The organism is Niallia sp. Marseille-Q9988 (assembly GCF_976954375.1).
This window is the reverse complement of the sequence record NZ_CDRJSZ010000013.1, coordinates 77,722-94,352: the sequence shown is the minus strand read 5'-3', so window position 1 is coordinate 94,352 and position 16,631 is coordinate 77,722. Positions and strand designations below refer to the sequence as shown.

The window sequence follows — 16,631 nt, the reverse complement described above, 5'->3', positions numbered from 1 at the left end:
ATCAAAGGGGGAGGGTAACCGTTTAAAGGTACCTTCCCCTAAATTCTATCCTTTTTTTAACCAGAACTTATAAACACCATTTTCTTCTTCATCTTTTAGCAATTCGTGTCCACCCGATTGTGCCCATGCAGTCAAGTCGTTTTTTGCCCCTTTATCTGTTGCATGAATCTCAAGGATCTCTCCTGAACTTAATGAATCCATTTCCTTTTTTGTTTTTACAATTGGCATTGGACAAGCTAGCCCTTTTGCATCTAATACTTTTGTTGCTTCCATCTCTTTTCCTCCTATCTCACTGCACAGCGATTTGGTCCAATTTCCATTTCCCTTTGTTGTTCTTCTTCTGGTTTGATTTTACCCATATTTGTCTCACGAATTTCTTGGTATGAATTCGGCTGTGGCGGAAGATTTTCTGTCACCGTTTTTCTGAATTCAGCTTCATCATTAATATTTAATCCATGATTTTGTTGATAAAGTACACCAAGTTTTTCTGAAATACTTCCATCATCATTCATTTCGTTAATTCCCATGTAATGGGCAGGTAAGACTAGAAGATTATCAGCTAGCTCTTTGTAACGTTGATAAAGGGTATTTCTTAAATCTCCTACCCAGTCTTCAGCTTTACCAGCTAGATCAGGGCGACCAATGGAATCAATAAATAAAATGTCACCTGTTAACAAATATTGATCATCAACGACAAAAGATGTACTACCAATGGTATGCCCAGGAGAGTAAATGGCTTTTATGGTTGTCTGTCCAACCTTGTATTCATCGCCGTCATTAATTTGTGAGTAGTTAAATGTGACTTCTTTAGCATCCTTTGGTGGTAAATAATAGGTTGCACCATGTTTTTCAGCAAGTTCTCTACCACCAGAAATATGGTCAGCATGCAAATGAGTATCTAAAACGTGTGTTAACGTAATATTATGTTCCTTTATCATCTCTTCATATGGAGACAACATTCTGTTAGTATCAATTATTGCCCCTTTTCCGTCAGACTCAATTAAATAGGAAAGGCAGCCTTTTCCAATCCGTACAAATTGAAAGATGCTTCCTCCATTTTTCAAATCACCAATCTTTATTGGCTCAAGGTGTTCACTCCAAGCCTTCATTCCGCCTTCTACTGAGTAAACATCTGTAAACCCCTGTTCCATTATTTGTTCGGCGACAAATTCTGATGCACCACCTTTAGCACAAATGACATAAATTTCTTTGCTCTTTGGTAGTTTATCTAATATTGAATCGACTCCTTCTAATAATTCAACGTAAGGAGAATTGATTACCTCTATATTGCGCCCTTCTATTTTCCAATCGTCAAAATCGCTGGTATTACGGGTATCAAGGATGAAAAGGTCTTCATGATTAATGACTTTCTGGGCTAAATCTTTAACAGATATTGTTTTCAGAGCTGTTGTTGTTCCCATGTGTCTCCTCCTTTTACTTTTCTAAAAGTTGAGTAATCGTTTCCGGATCATACCCTAAAACCCACTCACCACTAATTTCAATTTGAGGGACTCCCATCTGACCTGTTGTTTCAACCAATTTATCTCCTGCTGCAGGATCTTCTTGCACATTTACTTCTTTAAATGCGACACCTTGCTCATTTAAAAAGTTTTTTACCATTACACAATAGGGACAAGTGTTTGTGGTATAGACAGTAACATTCTTATTCATCATTCTTCACTCCTTTAGAACGTTAGCGTTACGTCAGCATCTTTAGCAAACGCTAAAAAGGTAACTGCACCGCCAACATCAATCCCTTCTACAAAATGCTCTTTTTCTAAACTCATAACATCCATTGTCATTTGGCACGCAATCATTTTCACACCCATCTCACTCGCCATTGCAACAAGCTCTTCAACTGGTGGAACATTCGCTTTTTTAAATCCTTCTTGATAATGTTCTGTTCCTGTAGGCATTGGCAAATTTTTATGACCTTCTTTATGAATGAGATTTAAGCCTTCAAATGTAAAAAAGATTCCCACTTCAGCATCAGTAGCAGCTGCAGCCGTTGCAATATTGAATACTTTATAGGCATCAAACATCCCACCGTTTGAGGCAATGATAGCTACTTTCATTATTATTCCTCCTTGTTTAATGATTTTTATCGATAGGTCCTGTCCAGTCTTTCATTCCAGGAACTACATTTTTAACGTTGTTAAAGCCTTTTTCGGTTAACTTTTGTGCAGCAAAATCACTACGACTACCCGTTCTACAAATGACATGTAGATTGTCTACATTGTTAAGTTCCTCAAACCGATTTTCTAATTCACCAAGTGGGATATTAATAGCACCCGGTACATGACCGAATGCATATTCAGCCGGTTCTCTCACATCTAAAACAGTTATTTTTTCATTTCCATCTAATTTCTTTAATAATTCATCTAAATGAACCACATCCGGATGTTTTGCTTCAGGTTTTTCTTCTTCTGAACGAACTTTTCGAAGATAATGTTTTAAGGTCTCTCCCTCTTCTACAGTTCCTAAATACTGATGACCGGTACTAGAAGCCCAAGCCTTTAAATCAGCTGTTGAACCTTTATCGGTAGCTTGAATTTCCATCACTTCACCTGGTTCAAGGGTGTTCATTTCTTTTTTTGTTTTTACAATTGGCATCGGGCAAGCCAGTCCCTTTGCATCTAACACCCTATTAACTGTAACTTCCATTGAGATTCCTCCTTCTTGGGTTACGGTTTTTCGACTTCATCTTCCCAATTAAGCATTCCACCAACCATATTTTTCACTTTATACCCCTTATCTTGCAAAAATTCAGCAGCCATTCCACTCCGATTCCCCGATTGGCATACCATAAAATGCTCCTTGTCTTTGTCAATTTCATGTAATCGATTTTCAAGCTCTCCTAAAGGAATATGGTAAGCACCTGGGATTCTCCCTTGTGCAACTTCTTCATGTTCACGAACATCGATAATACTTTGTGCTTTTCCTTGCCTTACTTTTTCAGATACTTCTTTTGGTAAAATCTCAGCAACTTTTGACTTAGTATTCATTTCGTCACTCCTTATGTTGAAGTAATACAAGTCATACTTAGAATTCTCTTTTATCGGTTAAATATGTTTATTTGCCACGTCCATATAAATCCAAAATAAGCTTCTAATTGTAACTTTTATCACACTAATTGATTTTAGTAATGTTAATATCACAATACTAACAGGGGTATAAAGTTGAACTGGAGTGATTAAAATGAATAAAAAAATAATAATAGTAGGTGGAGTTTTAGGTGGAGTTTAATTTTGTTTGAAATATTAGGTGGATTAACCTTAGGGCTATAAAAGACATTTATTCGGGAAAGCAGTAAAAGTGAATGTCTAAACAAGGAGGAAAACAAATGAAAATAAAAACAAATCAACGTGTCGTTGCCGTTTTAGCCTTACTCCTTCTTGCCGGATATGGTGGCATCGATCATATGATGTACTCTGGTGGCATAAGCCCAAATATGTATGCTGGACATGATGGCAGTACCGGAAATGCAAGATGGCATGATAGAAATATTTCAAAGTCCTGAAATGATAGATACGATAAATAAAATAGTAAACGAAAAATAAAAAAAAGGACGGCGATAGTTTTTTATCGTCGCCCGTTTTTTTCAAAGTAGTTATAAAATATTTATTTCTTGACAGGCAAATTCACAGTTTCTATATACTTTTATTAATACAATTAATTAAACGATCCTCAATATCTTTTGCAAGCTTTATGATTTCATCATTATTCACAAGCTTAATAAGTGCTGTTGGTCTAGGCATCCCTATCTTAGTTTGCCCATTGTCACTGTAAACAACAATTTTACATGGTAAAAAATACCCCACTAATAAGTTTTCATTTAAAACTCTCTGAGCTTCATGTGGATTACAGACTTCTAAGACCTTATATTCCTGATTAAAATCTAGTCCCTTCTCTTGAAGTTTGTCTTTGATATCAAACATCCACAAAACGCCAAACTTCTCTTCTTTCAAATTAGTTTCTAAACTTGTTACTGCTTCATTAATACTCTTTTTTGTTTCAACGGTATAGTCAAACATTTTTTATCCTCCTTAAAATTTAATGTTTTTAGCAATTATTGCATAAATTGATTGATTTAAATGCACAAGTTTTGGATGAAAGCCGTTTTGTTCTAATAACTTTTTCATGGTTATAGACGGTACTTTCTGTTCTATTGAAGGTCCTATCTCTGATTCCACCGCTTCCCATTCTAACAATACAAACATTCCACCTGGCTTTATAATCCTACGAATTTCTCCGAGTGCAGCTTTTATATCAGGCACTTCATGTATGACAAAAGCTATTAACGCTTTATCTATCTACAATATTCTTTTCCAATTTTATATCCTCAAGATTACTTTCAACATACCTGATATTACTTATGTTCTCCTTTTCTGCACGTTCCATTAATAATTTCAACATCCTGGGTTCAATATCTACAGCATAAACCATCTTAGATTTTTTCGTTAGTGAAAGTGTAAAATAGCCGTTACCCGCACCTAGATCAGCGACATTTTCAAACTCTTCAAGTTCTAATAATTCCAATGCCTTATTGGGTGTTATAAGCTTTTTTCTCTTTGGATCAAAGAGCCTATATGCTCTATTTGGATCAGTTCGATGAGACAGAATCATCCCCCCTTCCATTATATACGTATACCCGTAATGGTATATATTAATTATAAAATGAGTAATAAGATACTACAAGCCTTAAGTTTGGTCTTTGTCGTACATTGAGTAGGATTTTTCAATAAATCTTTTATATTGATTCAATACTCTGTTCCTACCTTATTAATGTTTCATTCATTCGAACTGCTGTTATGATTCCTGCAATTAGAGGTAATAGAGCAACTAAACCAATTGCCCAACTAATATTAAGCATATCTGCAATAAATCCTGCAAATAATGCTCCAAATGCATATCCACTATCTCTCCAAAAACGATAAACTCCCATTGATGAGGCTCTCCATTCTGGTTGTGCTATATCACTAATTGAAGCTTGTAAGGTTGGATATACCATTGCGGTTCCTAGTCCTAGAAGAATAGCTGCTATGAACCATAGGCTATATTCGTTTACAAATAAAATCATCCACAGAGAAAGAGCTTGAAGCCACATTCCACCAACAATGAACCACTTTCGTCCGATCTTATCACTTAACGCTCCGGTAAACAGTTGGAAAAATCCCCATGAAGCTGGATAAATCGCAACTAACACTCCAATTTCTGATACGGTTAAGCCAACACCTGTAAAGAATAATGGGAAGAGTCCCCAAGCCATACCATCTTTAAGGTTTGTGCTTAATCCTGCAAAAGTGATGCTAGATAAACTTTTATTCTTAAACGTAGTTATTTTGAACACTTCTTTTGCAGATAAAGTCGGACCATTATTGGATGATTTTGTTTGAAGCTTTATATGTTCTTCTGTATCTCTTACAAGTAATGATAAGATAAAACCGATTACCACAATAATAATACCTAAATAAAATGGTTCGGGGCGGTTAGAAAAATTTGTTGCAACAAAACCAGAGACACCAGCCATTACAGCTACTCCTATATACCCTGCAAATTCATTTAACCCTACAGCAAAACCTCTTTGAGTAGGTTTCGATAAATCAATTTTCATATTTACGGTCATGGACCAAGATAATCCTTGGTTGATACCTAAGAAAATATTTGCAACTACAATCATCCACCATGAGGTCGCAAATATAACCAGCAAAGGAACTAATAAGCCGATACTCCAACCGATAAGAAGGACTTTCTTTCTTCCTAATCGGTCTGCGATAGCACCTGCAAAATAATTCACAATAGCCTTTGAAAATCCAAAACTAATAATAAAAGATAATGCCGCACTAGCCGATGCCAAACCAAAATCTTCTTCACCAATAATCGGGAGAATGGTTCTTTCTAAACCAACCATTGAACCAACAAAGAAGTTCGTAACAACTAGAAGTATGAAATTTATTAAATTTTCTTTAATTCCAATTTGTACTTTACTCAAACCATTCACCTCCAAAAAGGGAGAACCAAATAGAGGTTCTCCACTTTATTATTTTCCTTGATTTGTTTTTCTCATCTCTTTAAAACCTTCTGGTTGTGGTGGTACGTTCGTTGTCATAAAATCAACAAATTCCTTCTCGTTATCAAATCTCATTGCTTCATTGTGACGTTTTTCAAATCCAATGGTTGAAGAAGGTTTCCCACTTAAACCACGTCCACAAACTGATCCTGAAAACGCTCCAGGATAAATTTCAACATGGTCTTCTAATTGAGTGATCTTTTTTAAGCTTTGATACAAATCTTTTGCCCCTTCTTCAATAGATACAGCCAATTCAGTTCTACCTGCATCTCCAACCATTAACGTATGACCTGTTAAGACAAACCAAGGTTCATCAGCTCGACGTTTATCAGAAACCACGATAGAAATGTGCTCTGGTGTATGACCTGGGGTATGCAAGAACTTTAATAGTGTATTTCCAGCTAATAATTCATCCCCGTCTTCTACTGGAGTAAAGTTAAAGCTTGTTTCTGCTGAAGAATGAAGGACATATTTTGCACCTGTTTTCTCAGCTAATTTTCTTGCACCTGATACATGGTCAGCATGAAGATGTGTATCAATTACATAAACAATATTCATGCCTAACTTTTCAGCTTCTTCTACATAAAAATCAACTTGATCTTCTAGTGGGTCTACCACCACTCCTTGTGATTGACTTCCACACCCAAAAAAATATGATGCTGCTACTGGATTAGTGTGTAAATATTGACGAAATAACATTTTTAATTCCTCCTTAAAATTAATGAATATAATCAGATTGTTTCCACTCATGAACCCCTTCTTCCATGCGATAAGCTTCGTATCCAAGGGAGTTTAATGTTTCTACTGCTTGTGTTGCAAAAGCACAATAAGGTCCACGACAATAAGCAATTATTTTTTTATCTTTTGGAAGAGAAGAAATATGCTCCTCTAGATCTTCAACAGGTATCGATAGAGCTCCCGTAATATGTTGATTTTTATATTCATCTTCTGGTCTAACATCAATTAGAACAGCCTCACCATTTTGTATCTCTTTCAACATATCTTTAAGATGAACCATTTTAATCCTTTCATCTCTTCCTATATAACCTTTTCTTACGTGTGTAATATCACTAAACTGCATTTCGGCTAAATTTTTAATCGAATGCAGGAGTTCAATTACGTTATCATCTGTTAAAGAGTAGAATACAAAGTTTTTATCCTTACTAAATTTAACTAATCTAGCCTCTAGTAGTGCCTGAAGGTGTTTTGATGTATTTGCTACAGACATCTTTGCTTCTTTGGATAACCTCTCCACTGTTTTTGGTCCTTGAGATAAATAATCTAATAACTCAAAGCGCTTAGGACTAGATAGAGCTTTACTAATTCGAGCAAATTGACTGTAAACAAGATCTTTAAATTCTCTAGGTTCCATATAATCACCTCTAATCTATTCAACTTATTGATTGAATAGTTGAATTGTATAATATATGATTTAATTTGTAAAGTGGTTTGCTAAGTGGAAAAATATAGTTTGAAAAATTTAATGTATTTTATTATTAACCAAGCTGAGAAGATTAAATGATATATAAAGTTAATAATGAAACTAGGAAGGATATGCTTTAGCCAAAATGTTTGCTGCAATCGTTAGATTTTCCGAAGAGGTATAGGGTCTTTTTATTTATAAAAAAACACCGCAAACCACGGTGGAAAAAGAAAAACCATTAATAATGGATAGCTGTTTATCTCTTTTTATTTCTGCTATCTTTCTTGCAATAACTTAATTTAAGACATTATTTATTGCGCAGTATTTAGTCTACTACGTAATTAGAGATACTCCACAATCGGGGCCTTATATGGAATAAGGAGTGACTAATTGTTCACTTCTGACAGCTTTCTATATAATGAAGCCCTAGATACATTTGTAATTTCACAAATTTGATTTACAGTCATATTTCCTTCTTTATATAGCTTTACTGCATAATTCATTCCTGCGTGATTTTTATGATATTTCTTTAACCGTCCTTTAAACTTCCCTTCTTTCTTTGCGAGCTCAATTCCTTCACGCTGACGCAAACGAATAAGGTCTCGCTCTAATTGGTTAACACCAGCCATTACCGTAATTAAGAATTGGCTGTATGGATTATCTTCTGATAAATCTAGCCATGTATCCTTAAGTGATTTTAAGCTTGCCTTTTTATTTCGTATTAAATCAATCAATTCAAATAAATCTTGCGTACTTCGAGTGATCCGAGTTAAATCTGTAACATAAATAACGTCACCTTCCTGTAAATCCTCTAACATTTTTTGAAGTTGTTCACGATCCTTTGTGGCTCCTGAAATTTTTTCTTCATAAATAATATCCATTCCAATTTCGTTCAATTGCTGAAATTGCCTTGAAGGATTTTGGCTAGTCGAACTGACGCGTATATAACCGATTTTCTGCAAAATTTCACCTCGTTTTTGAGACAAGTCTTATGAGACACTCTTAACTATGATTTTATCAGTCTACTATACTTGTATCAATAGAGTACACTCTATTGATATATAATTAAACTAATTAACTGAAAAATTACAGAAATGGGATGAGACTATATGAAAATTGCGAGAGGTAGAGAATTACTTACACCAGATCAGAGACTTGCTTTAATGCAAATCCCTGAAGATGAATGGGTATTGGGAACCTACTACACTTTTTCCAAACGAGATTTAGAAATTATAAATAGGCGAAGGAGAGAAGAAAATCGTTTAGGGTTCGCAGTTCAATTGGCCGTTCTTCGGTATCCCGGATGGCCATACACTCATATCAAAAGCATCCCAGATTCCGTCATACATTATATATCGAAACAAATCGGTGCCACACCATCCACGATTAGTCTTTATCCTCAAAGAGAAAATACACTTTGGGATCATTTGAAAGAAATTCGAAGTGAATACGACTTTGTAACTTTTACTCTAAAAGAATATCGAATGACATTTAAGCATCTTCATCAAGTAGCTTTGGAAAATGGTGATGCCATACATTTACTACATGAATGCATAGATTTTCTAAGAAGAAATAAAATCATATTACCTGCTTTCACCACACTTGAGAGAATGGTGTGGGAGGCAAGGGCGATGGCTGAAAAGAAGCTATTTAACATGGTTAATCAATCTCTAACAAAAAAGCAAAAAGAAAAGCTGGAAGAGGTCATTACTTCGCAGCATCCATCCGAATCCAATAAAACGATATTGGGTTGGTTAAAGGAACCACCAGGTCATCCTTCACCCGAAACATTTCTAAAAGTAATAGAACGACTCGAATACATACGAGGAATGGAGTTAGAAACGGTACAAATTAGTCATTTGCATCGCAATCGCCTGTTACAGCTATCTCGCTTAGGTTCAAGATATGAGCCTTATGCATTCCGTGACTTTCAAGAAAATAAACGATATTCGATATTAACCGTCTATTTATTACATCTTACTCAGGAGTTAACGGATAAGGCATTTGAAATTCATGACAGACAAATACTAAGTCTGTTATCAAAAGGCCGTAAGGCGCAAGAAGAAATTCAGAAACAAAACGGTAAAAAGCTAAATGAGAAGGTAATACACTTTACGAACATCGGACAGGCTTTAATCAAAGCAAAAAAGGATAAACTAGATGTTTTTGAGGTTTTGGAATCTGTTATTGAATGGAATTCTTTTGTTTCTTCTGTAGAAGAAGCTCAGGAGCTTGCACGTCCTGCTGACTATGATTATTTAGACTTACTGCAAAAACGCTTTTATTCACTTAGAAAATATACGCCGACGCTATTAAGAGTATTAGACTTTCATTCTACAAAGGCAAATGAGCCACTTTTACAAGCTGTAGAGATTATCCGAGGAATGAATGAATCTGGAAAGCGAAAAGTACCTGATGACTCACCAGTGGATTTTATTTCAAAACGTTGGAAAAGGCATTTATACGAGGATGATGGTACAACAATTAATCGTCATTACTATGAAATGGCTGTTTTAACGGAACTTCGGGAGCATGTTCGGGCAGGAGATGTTTCCATTGTTGGTAGCAGGCAATATAGAGATTTTGAGGAATATTTATTTTCAGAAGATACATGGAATGAAGCGAAGGAGAATACGAGATTATCAGTTAGTTTATCATTCGAAGATTATATGACGGAGAGAACCAAAAGTCTTAATGAAAGGTTAAAGTGGTTAGCTGCCAATTCCGTTAAGTTGGACGGAGTTTCTCTTGAAAAAGGAAAGATATCAATTGCACGCTTGGAAAAAGATGTTCCGGAAGAAGCAAAAAAATTTAGTGCGAGCCTGTATCAGATGCTCCCAAGAATAAAATTAACCGATTTACTCATGGATGTTGCTTATATAACAGGATTTCATGAACAATTCACTCATGCTTCCAATAATCGAAAACCGGATAAAGAAGAAACGATTATTATTATGGCAGCCCTTTTAGGAATGGGAATGAATATTGGTTTGAGTAAGATGGCTGAAGCAACACCCGGACTTACATATAAGCAACTAGCCAATGTATCTCAATGGCGCATGTATGAAGATGCCATGAATAAAGCACAAGCCATATTAGTAAATTTTCATCATAAATTACAATTGTCTTCCTATTGGGGCGACGGTACAACATCCTCATCGGATGGTATGAGAATGCAGCTAGGTGTTTCATCACTACATGCAGATGCAAATCCACATTATGGAACCGGAAAAGGAGCAACCATCTATCGTTTTACTAGTGATCAATTCTCTTCTTACTACACCAAGATTATTCATACTAATTCAAGGGATGCGATTCATGTTTTAGATGGTTTGTTGCACCATGAGACGGATCTAAACATAGAAGAGCATTATACAGACACAGCCGGTTATACAGACCAAATATTTGGACTGACTCATTTATTAGGATTTAATTTTGCTCCAAGAATAAGAGATTTATCAGATTCGAAATTATTTACAATAGATAAAGCAAGTGAATATCCAAAATTAGAAGCCATTTTACGTGGACAAATAAATACAAAGGTCATTAAAGAAAATTATGAGGATGTTTTGCGATTAGCTCATTCTATACGAGAAGGAACAGTTTCAGCATCCCTTATTATGGGGAAATTAGGTTCTTATTCAAGACAAAACAGCCTAGCTACAGCCTTACGTGAGATGGGACGAATAGAAAAAACTATCTTTATTCTTAATTATATTTCAGATGAATCTTTAAGAAGAAAAATACAAAGAGGATTGAATAAAGGAGAATCTATGAATGGACTGGCACGAGCTATTTTCTTCGGAAAGCAAGGAGAGCTTAGGGAACGAACCATACAGCATCAATTGCAAAGAGCCAGTGCCTTAAACATAATCATCAATGCCATCAGTATCTGGAATACTTTACATCTAACAAAAGCAGTTGAATATCAAAAACGGTCAGATAGTTTAAATGAAGAATTATTGCACCATATGTCACCTCTAGGTTGGGAACATATTAATTTATTAGGAGAATACCATTTTAATTCCGATAAAAAAGTTTCGTTAGATTCTTTAAGACCATTGAAACTTTCTTAACGTTGTTAAAAATAGAGAATTCGTCAGGAAAATAGGCTTATCGTTGTAAATCCGCATTTTCCTGACGCTACCCCAAAGAGTGGGAATCTTTCTAACACAGTCCAGTTAAACGGATCTTTTATTCTAAAAGAACTCTAAACCTATCATTAAATGATAGAGTGGACTAAAGAGATCTGATTCAACAAGTTCTTTCATATGGTCAAAATGAATTTGTAATTCTTCCATTTCGCTGAGAAGAATTTCGTTATTTGAACTTCCTTCTAAGATGACCTTAATATAAAGAACATCTGAAGATAATTCATCAAGAATTTGCTTATCATACAACTTTTTTAAAAGTTGATCTTCCTTTCTTCTGTTTACCTCATTTAAGAAATTTTCTAATTGGTTAATTACTTCTTTTTTCTTCATTTTATTATCTCCTTTCACTTTGAACTTTCTAAGTAAATAGATTACTTCGTTCGTGACTTTATTATAGTTAACTGTCCTTTATATATAACCGGAAAATGTTCGAGTAATTTCAGCCCTATAATTAGATACTTGCAATCTTAACTTCTATTAGGACAAACGGTTAATATTAAACATCTAAAGAGTTATAGGGAAAAAGTGAAGAGAGTGTACCAAAAATTAAACTTTTTTTGAATAAATTGTGAACTAGTAGGATTATATACTTATGAAATAGAAAGATTAATATGAAAGGAGGGATATAATTGAACGACTATGATTTGTTACTCCATCTAAAAAACCAATATGATGCAACCAATACTTCCACCGACCTCAAAAACCTCATCGATACCTTCTTAGAATATTTTCCAATCGAATAACATATAATAGTTCATCTATTTGTTTTGAATTAACATTAATATGCAGCTTTACTAAAAAAAGAGGAAGACAAAGATGTAGGATTGTTACTTGAAGAAAGAAAAAGATTATTAATTAAAGAACCTTGTTCAACAATAGAAAACACAAGGAATAAAAGGAATTTCAATTTCTTATTAATAAGTTTTTATCTAAGAAATTATCTTTGGTTGTTATGATAGTTCTACACTTAATAAATAATGTACTTTATTTATTAAGTGTAGAAAATAAAATACATTTTCTAAATATTAAAAATCTCTCGGTTGAATAATGTACCTATCAAGCCGAGAGATTTTTGAATGCCATTTTAATTGTTACATTTAACTAATTTTGATATCTGAAAGTGAATCAACTATGTCTTCATGAAGAATATTGACCTTGAAGTATTCTCTTAATTTACATAAGAATACGTTTAAATTATATTTATATCTTATTTGTATTTTGGTAATACCCGATTCAGGTAAATATTCATGTCCTTTATAACTTCCACCTACTATAAAGAGAGTGATTGTATCACCTTTATAGTCTTGTCCGTTAAAACTAGGTAAGATGGTTAGCGTTTTATTTCCTATATAAGCGGCTGCAACATCTATTGCTGCTTCCGTTGGAGTTACTTTCACTTTAGTATTATTAAAAATGCTATATACTGGCATATTAAGGTCCACCTTTTAAATTTTTTAGATTATAACTTCTTTATACTTATACTAAATTCCATCAATATGTTATTTTTCATAATCTTTCGGAATGCAATCTTGCTAAAGCGCCTATTTTTTTATTGTTTTCTTCATAATTATCAGGAACGGTCATTTTAATAGATAAATACTAATTATTTTTTCATATTTAATCGGAAAAAATATTTTGTTTTCTATTAGAAATAATATATTAGCTACAGAACTACAAAGAATATAAAGGTGGCTATGCAGGAGGAAGAGCAACTTTTGGGGCAAAAATAATTCAAAAAAGCTACACAAATGATAAAATAATCAAAATGTGTAACTTTAAATTTGGGTGTAAATTTTAGGATTTTAATTAACTCTCTATATAATACTAATCAACCCAATTTATTGATTTCAAGTCTTGCTCTAGCCATTTATAAATAATGTCAGTTATTGGTGTATCCTCGAATATATCTAATACTTGACCAGTACGAGTCACACTTAACCACATACAATCATCTCGACGATATTCTTTAATTTTTTTACCAATTTCATAGATAATATTATCATCAAGATGAAAATCATCTGAATCTTCTTTTGTAAATTGGATATCTAAAATAAAATCTTTATAATCTGATGGCAAAGGTTCTAAGTGCCAATTTAATCCCGGACCCGCAGAGAATCCATCTGTTTCTTTAGGTGCTTGTAAATCTCCTTTTAGAGTAAAAGGATAAAGTACAAACTTCCTTAACCTATTTTTTAATAATGGGAAGAATGTTTCAACAATCTCTTTATATCCAATAATCACTTCTTTATAAATTTTTACAGTTCTTATATATAGCTGTTCATCGGAGTAGGCACTCCATACCCAATTGTCTTTAGGATTTTCAATATCCTCCCCAGGTATCGGACATTCTACAACATTAATACCTTTAATCTCTAAATTTGCAATGTAATCCTTATACAATGACATTGGAACTCGTTTTTTATTTACATTTATATCTGAAATATTCTGATATTCTTTTTCAATTCTAGATTTTATTTCATTTATACTGATACTTTTGGTGTATAAAGAGCCTTTCCTGACTATTTTTAAGGAAGTGCTCCACATTAATTCTTTATAAATTATCTCTGTACAGATGGGCAATGCCTTATTTTTAATTATTTTTGTTAATTTACCCCTTAATTCCTCGAATGTCCATCTCCAATACCAACTTGATCTATCACCTGGTCTAGCTCCTTTATAACTTAGCCAGTCATATTCAATCTTATTTCCATCTAGGATATTGATTTCAGGCAGTTTTTTTCTTCCCCTATACCAAGATATATATAACCATTCGTCATCTTTCATTATTCCAATAGGTAGGATAGTTCGATTCATATCCACTGGTGCAATAATATCAGCTAAGATGCCTAAAGATTTTATCCAAGAACTCATGGTCATTCTAATTTTTTCTCCACATTCTTGTGTTGATAAAGAGGTTATATCATTATGAATTCCCCATTTTTTTATACTTTCCTCTATTAGTACTGAAGCAAAACCTGGTACCTTTTCTACAATTTCGCGAAGAATATTGTCAATAGTATCCTCCTTAAATATGGTAATTAGAATAATAAGAGGATATTTCCAGTAATCTAAAGTACCCTTTTCAATTATGTGATTAATATTTATCATATTTTCGGATAACGACTTAGCAGCAAACCATTGATTCAATATCGGAAGAACAAATGATATGTAACCATTTTCTTCAATAATCAAACCACTGTTTAAGAGACTCCTAACTTCGACAATGTCACCTATTTCAGTCTTTTTAACAGGAACATTTCCACTGCTAGTACTTATCATAGCTAAATTCATTAGTAACTGATTTGTATTTGATTCATTTATTTCTACATTTTTAAAGGCGTTTTCTATTAAGTATGCTAGTAGTTAGCCACTGGTATTTGGGATTATATTATTTGTTTTTCTTAAATATAATCCAAGTAAAATCGCGAAAAGAGGACGTTGAATTACTACTTCTATGTCTTTAGGTAGATTGTAAAAATGATAAAGTTTTTGCTGATTATTGATAAAATTTACTATCTCTAATGCTTCATCTTCATTCAAACCTTTCATTCTTATCTTTTCAGAGATATTAGCAAAAATACTTAATGGTCTGCTTGTAAGGATTATGCAGAGATTATCCCATCTTTCAATAGCAATACGCATATTTTCTAATATATTTGATGCGATTGATACTGATACTTCATCCATTCCATCTACTATAATCCAGTATCTTTTTGATTTATCAAGAACTATTTTTTCTAGATACTTTTGAACGTCAATGTCTAATTGTGCTGCATTTATACTTATCGGAATAGGAAAATCAAATTCATTCTCTGCTCTTAATAACAAATCTAAATAAATCTTATCAATAGCAAAAGATTTACCTAGTCCAAACTCACCTTCTATTACTACTAATCGTTTTTCGTCAGTTGGCTTTAAATATTCAAAATTATAGTGTTTATTCTCTAAAAAATATAAAGCTTGTTCTTTATCCAAACCATTTGCCTTAAGTCGTGAAATAGATTTTGCTAAAGTTAGCTTTCTTTGCTCATCTATTATTTTTTTTTTTAATACAATATCTCTTTCAAAAATCTCATTTACTGCTTCACTAACATGTCTGTAACTTATAGAACTATGATTTTCTACTTTTAAGATCCCACTATGATCTCCTGGAAGAGGAATTCCTCCTGTCCATTTCGATCTGACAATATGTGGAATGGCGCTGTTTTCTGGCACAATAGTATCCTCTGTTCCAAAGAAAAATTTAAAATCTAAATTAATTGTTTCTAAATGCTTTTGCCATAATCTTATCGTTTCATCTAAAAAACTGCTATTAGGCTCTAAAGATGGAATTTGAGCATGCTTGTTTATACTCTTTATTAATTGATTATATAAAGCAAATGAAGAACCATTATATGGTGTAGCTAAACTAATCATACCTTTTACATTATGAGTTTGATTATGTTCAAGTTCCTCGAGAATATATCTTATAGCTACTAATCCACCCATACTATGACCGATTAATAATACATTTTTATATTGCTTAATTTTTTTCGAGTCAATTTCTCTTTTTAATTCCCTAGCCAAAGTTTCAATAGTAGTAAAAGGACCTTTTCCAACAGAAAAACTTTTAAATTTACCTAGTTTAAGTTTTTTAATTCCCATTAGAGCCAATAATCCGTTTGCTAAATGGAATGTATCATAAGTTATTTCCGCTACATCTACATTTTTAAATGTATCATCAGTTAAAAATAGATCTATCCATGAAATACCATCCTGTTTCCATGTATTATCAGATGCACCAAGTCCATGTATCAGTACGATTAAATTATCATTTTTTATATCATTTTTTTTATGTAACAATAAATTTAACGCCAATTCAAATCCCTCATTTATCCATATATAACAAAATGTTAACACTCATAGTCAATTATACCAAGATATGCTTCATCATTCATTACAATAAGCGAAATACATTGAAACTTCGCTATCTTTCAAAATTACT

19 protein-coding genes are annotated in these 16,631 nt (G+C 33.3%); 2 read left to right on the top strand and 17 right to left on the bottom strand.

What is annotated here, in order from left to right; genetic code table 11:
- Window positions 1-45: 45 nt before the first annotated feature.
- From ACWNMZ_RS20725 to ACWNMZ_RS20700, 6 genes are read right to left on the bottom strand one after another with little or no spacing between them, the layout of a single operon-like run.
- Entirely contained in the window at window positions 46-273 is a 228-nt protein-coding gene (locus ACWNMZ_RS20725; protein WP_016204409.1) for a sulfurtransferase TusA family protein, read from the bottom strand.
- Between the two features lie 11 nt (window positions 274-284).
- Complete coding sequence (locus ACWNMZ_RS20720; RefSeq protein ID WP_016204410.1) at window positions 285-1,421, bottom strand: MBL fold metallo-hydrolase; 1,137 nt, start codon at window positions 1,419-1,421, stop codon at window positions 285-287.
- Between the two features lie 13 nt (window positions 1,422-1,434).
- Window positions 1,435-1,671 (bottom strand): glutaredoxin family protein, encoded by a 237-nt coding sequence (locus ACWNMZ_RS20715; RefSeq protein ID WP_016204411.1) that lies wholly within the window; start codon window positions 1,669-1,671, stop codon window positions 1,435-1,437.
- A gap of 14 nt (window positions 1,672-1,685) precedes the next feature.
- Entirely contained in the window at window positions 1,686-2,075 is a 390-nt protein-coding gene (locus ACWNMZ_RS20710; protein ID WP_016204412.1) for a DsrE/DsrF/DrsH-like family protein, read from the bottom strand.
- A 16-nt stretch (window positions 2,076-2,091) separates the two neighbouring features.
- Window positions 2,092-2,664: a sulfurtransferase TusA family protein gene (locus tag ACWNMZ_RS20705; RefSeq protein WP_016204413.1), complete on the bottom strand. Its 573-nt coding sequence runs from the start codon at window positions 2,662-2,664 to the stop codon at window positions 2,092-2,094.
- 20 nt (window positions 2,665-2,684) lie between these two features.
- Entirely contained in the window at window positions 2,685-3,005 is a 321-nt protein-coding gene (locus ACWNMZ_RS20700; protein WP_016204414.1) for a rhodanese-like domain-containing protein, read from the bottom strand.
- 314 nt (window positions 3,006-3,319) lie between these two features.
- Between ACWNMZ_RS20700 and ACWNMZ_RS20695 the strand changes: the two genes are divergently transcribed.
- On the top strand, window positions 3,320-3,520 hold the full coding sequence (locus ACWNMZ_RS20695; protein ID WP_142385654.1) for a hypothetical protein: 201 nt from the start codon (window positions 3,320-3,322) through the stop codon (window positions 3,518-3,520).
- Window positions 3,521-3,650: 130 nt separating this feature from the next.
- Here the strand turns inward: ACWNMZ_RS20695 and ACWNMZ_RS20690 are convergent, their stop codons facing one another.
- From ACWNMZ_RS20690 to ACWNMZ_RS20660, 7 genes are all read right to left on the bottom strand, one after another.
- A complete protein-coding gene (locus ACWNMZ_RS20690) occupies window positions 3,651-4,034 on the bottom strand; it encodes a DUF302 domain-containing protein (RefSeq protein WP_019380820.1) in 384 nt (127 codons plus the stop codon).
- Window positions 4,035-4,046: 12 nt separating this feature from the next.
- The gene (locus tag ACWNMZ_RS20685; RefSeq protein ID WP_157888625.1) at window positions 4,047-4,277 is read right to left on the bottom strand and encodes a class I SAM-dependent methyltransferase; all 231 of its coding nucleotides are present in this window, start codon (window positions 4,275-4,277) and stop codon (window positions 4,047-4,049) included.
- A gap of 28 nt (window positions 4,278-4,305) precedes the next feature.
- The gene (locus ACWNMZ_RS20680) at window positions 4,306-4,638 is read right to left on the bottom strand and encodes a class I SAM-dependent methyltransferase (protein ID WP_250637168.1); all 333 of its coding nucleotides are present in this window, start codon (window positions 4,636-4,638) and stop codon (window positions 4,306-4,308) included.
- Window positions 4,639-4,774: 136 nt separating this feature from the next.
- Entirely contained in the window at window positions 4,775-5,992 is a 1,218-nt protein-coding gene (locus ACWNMZ_RS20675) for an MFS transporter (RefSeq protein WP_016204419.1), read from the bottom strand.
- Between the two features lie 48 nt (window positions 5,993-6,040).
- Window positions 6,041-6,769, bottom strand: a complete 729-nt coding sequence (locus tag ACWNMZ_RS20670; protein WP_016204420.1) for an MBL fold metallo-hydrolase — start codon at window positions 6,767-6,769, stop codon at window positions 6,041-6,043.
- A 19-nt stretch (window positions 6,770-6,788) separates the two neighbouring features.
- Complete coding sequence (locus tag ACWNMZ_RS20665) at window positions 6,789-7,442, bottom strand: ArsR/SmtB family transcription factor (RefSeq protein ID WP_016204421.1); 654 nt, start codon at window positions 7,440-7,442, stop codon at window positions 6,789-6,791.
- 437 nt (window positions 7,443-7,879) lie between these two features.
- Complete coding sequence (locus ACWNMZ_RS20660) at window positions 7,880-8,455, bottom strand: recombinase family protein (RefSeq protein WP_016204422.1); 576 nt, start codon at window positions 8,453-8,455, stop codon at window positions 7,880-7,882.
- Window positions 8,456-8,602: 147 nt separating this feature from the next.
- On the opposite strand from ACWNMZ_RS20660, the gene ACWNMZ_RS20655 reads away from it, so the two are divergent.
- Complete coding sequence (locus tag ACWNMZ_RS20655; protein WP_152112362.1) at window positions 8,603-11,569, top strand: Tn3 family transposase; 2,967 nt, start codon at window positions 8,603-8,605, stop codon at window positions 11,567-11,569.
- Window positions 11,570-11,692: 123 nt separating this feature from the next.
- Here the strand turns inward: ACWNMZ_RS20655 and ACWNMZ_RS20650 are convergent, their stop codons facing one another.
- The 4 genes from ACWNMZ_RS20650 to ACWNMZ_RS20635 form a co-directional block, all read right to left on the bottom strand.
- Window positions 11,693-11,977 carry a hypothetical protein gene (locus tag ACWNMZ_RS20650; RefSeq protein ID WP_016204921.1) on the bottom strand — a complete coding sequence of 95 codons (285 nt, stop codon included), beginning with the start codon at window positions 11,975-11,977 and terminating at the stop codon, window positions 11,693-11,695.
- A gap of 767 nt (window positions 11,978-12,744) precedes the next feature.
- Entirely contained in the window at window positions 12,745-13,077 is a 333-nt protein-coding gene (locus ACWNMZ_RS20645) for a hypothetical protein (protein ID WP_016204923.1), read from the bottom strand.
- Between the two features lie 394 nt (window positions 13,078-13,471).
- On the bottom strand, window positions 13,472-14,938 hold the full coding sequence (locus ACWNMZ_RS20640) for a hypothetical protein (RefSeq protein ID WP_109769258.1): 1,467 nt from the start codon (window positions 14,936-14,938) through the stop codon (window positions 13,472-13,474).
- Window positions 14,939-15,010: 72 nt separating this feature from the next.
- Window positions 15,011-16,504 (bottom strand): alpha/beta fold hydrolase, encoded by a 1,494-nt coding sequence (locus tag ACWNMZ_RS20635; protein WP_251628546.1) that lies wholly within the window; start codon window positions 16,502-16,504, stop codon window positions 15,011-15,013.
- Window positions 16,505-16,631 lie beyond the last annotated feature (127 nt).

What these genes read in the sequence shown, in the direction of transcription:
- ACWNMZ_RS20670 (WP_016204420.1), bottom strand. Translation starts at nt 6,769, where the DNA reads ATGTTATTTCGTCAATATTTACACACTAATCCAGTAGCAGCATCATAT.
- ACWNMZ_RS20640 (WP_109769258.1), bottom strand. Translation starts at nt 14,938, where the DNA reads ATGAATTTAGCTATGATAAGTACTAGCAGTGGAAATGTTCCTGTTAAA.
- ACWNMZ_RS20680 (WP_250637168.1), bottom strand. Translation starts at nt 4,638, where the DNA reads ATGGAAGGGGGGATGATTCTGTCTCATCGAACTGATCCAAATAGAGCA.
- ACWNMZ_RS20725 (WP_016204409.1), bottom strand. Translation starts at nt 273, where the DNA reads ATGGAAGCAACAAAAGTATTAGATGCAAAAGGGCTAGCTTGTCCAATG.
- ACWNMZ_RS20655 (WP_152112362.1), top strand. Translation starts at nt 8,603, where the DNA reads ATGAAAATTGCGAGAGGTAGAGAATTACTTACACCAGATCAGAGACTT.
- ACWNMZ_RS20665 (WP_016204421.1), bottom strand. Translation starts at nt 7,442, where the DNA reads ATGGAACCTAGAGAATTTAAAGATCTTGTTTACAGTCAATTTGCTCGA.
- ACWNMZ_RS20715 (WP_016204411.1), bottom strand. Translation starts at nt 1,671, where the DNA reads ATGAATAAGAATGTTACTGTCTATACCACAAACACTTGTCCCTATTGT.
- ACWNMZ_RS20705 (WP_016204413.1), bottom strand. Translation starts at nt 2,664, where the DNA reads ATGGAAGTTACAGTTAATAGGGTGTTAGATGCAAAGGGACTGGCTTGC.
- ACWNMZ_RS20645 (WP_016204923.1), bottom strand. Translation starts at nt 13,077, where the DNA reads ATGCCAGTATATAGCATTTTTAATAATACTAAAGTGAAAGTAACTCCA.
- ACWNMZ_RS20690 (WP_019380820.1), bottom strand. Translation starts at nt 4,034, where the DNA reads ATGTTTGACTATACCGTTGAAACAAAAAAGAGTATTAATGAAGCAGTA.
- ACWNMZ_RS20650 (WP_016204921.1), bottom strand. Translation starts at nt 11,977, where the DNA reads ATGAAGAAAAAAGAAGTAATTAACCAATTAGAAAATTTCTTAAATGAG.
- ACWNMZ_RS20700 (WP_016204414.1), bottom strand. Translation starts at nt 3,005, where the DNA reads ATGAATACTAAGTCAAAAGTTGCTGAGATTTTACCAAAAGAAGTATCT.
- ACWNMZ_RS20710 (WP_016204412.1), bottom strand. Translation starts at nt 2,075, where the DNA reads ATGAAAGTAGCTATCATTGCCTCAAACGGTGGGATGTTTGATGCCTAT.
- ACWNMZ_RS20720 (WP_016204410.1), bottom strand. Translation starts at nt 1,421, where the DNA reads ATGGGAACAACAACAGCTCTGAAAACAATATCTGTTAAAGATTTAGCC.
- ACWNMZ_RS20695 (WP_142385654.1), top strand. Translation starts at nt 3,320, where the DNA reads ATGTCTAAACAAGGAGGAAAACAAATGAAAATAAAAACAAATCAACGT.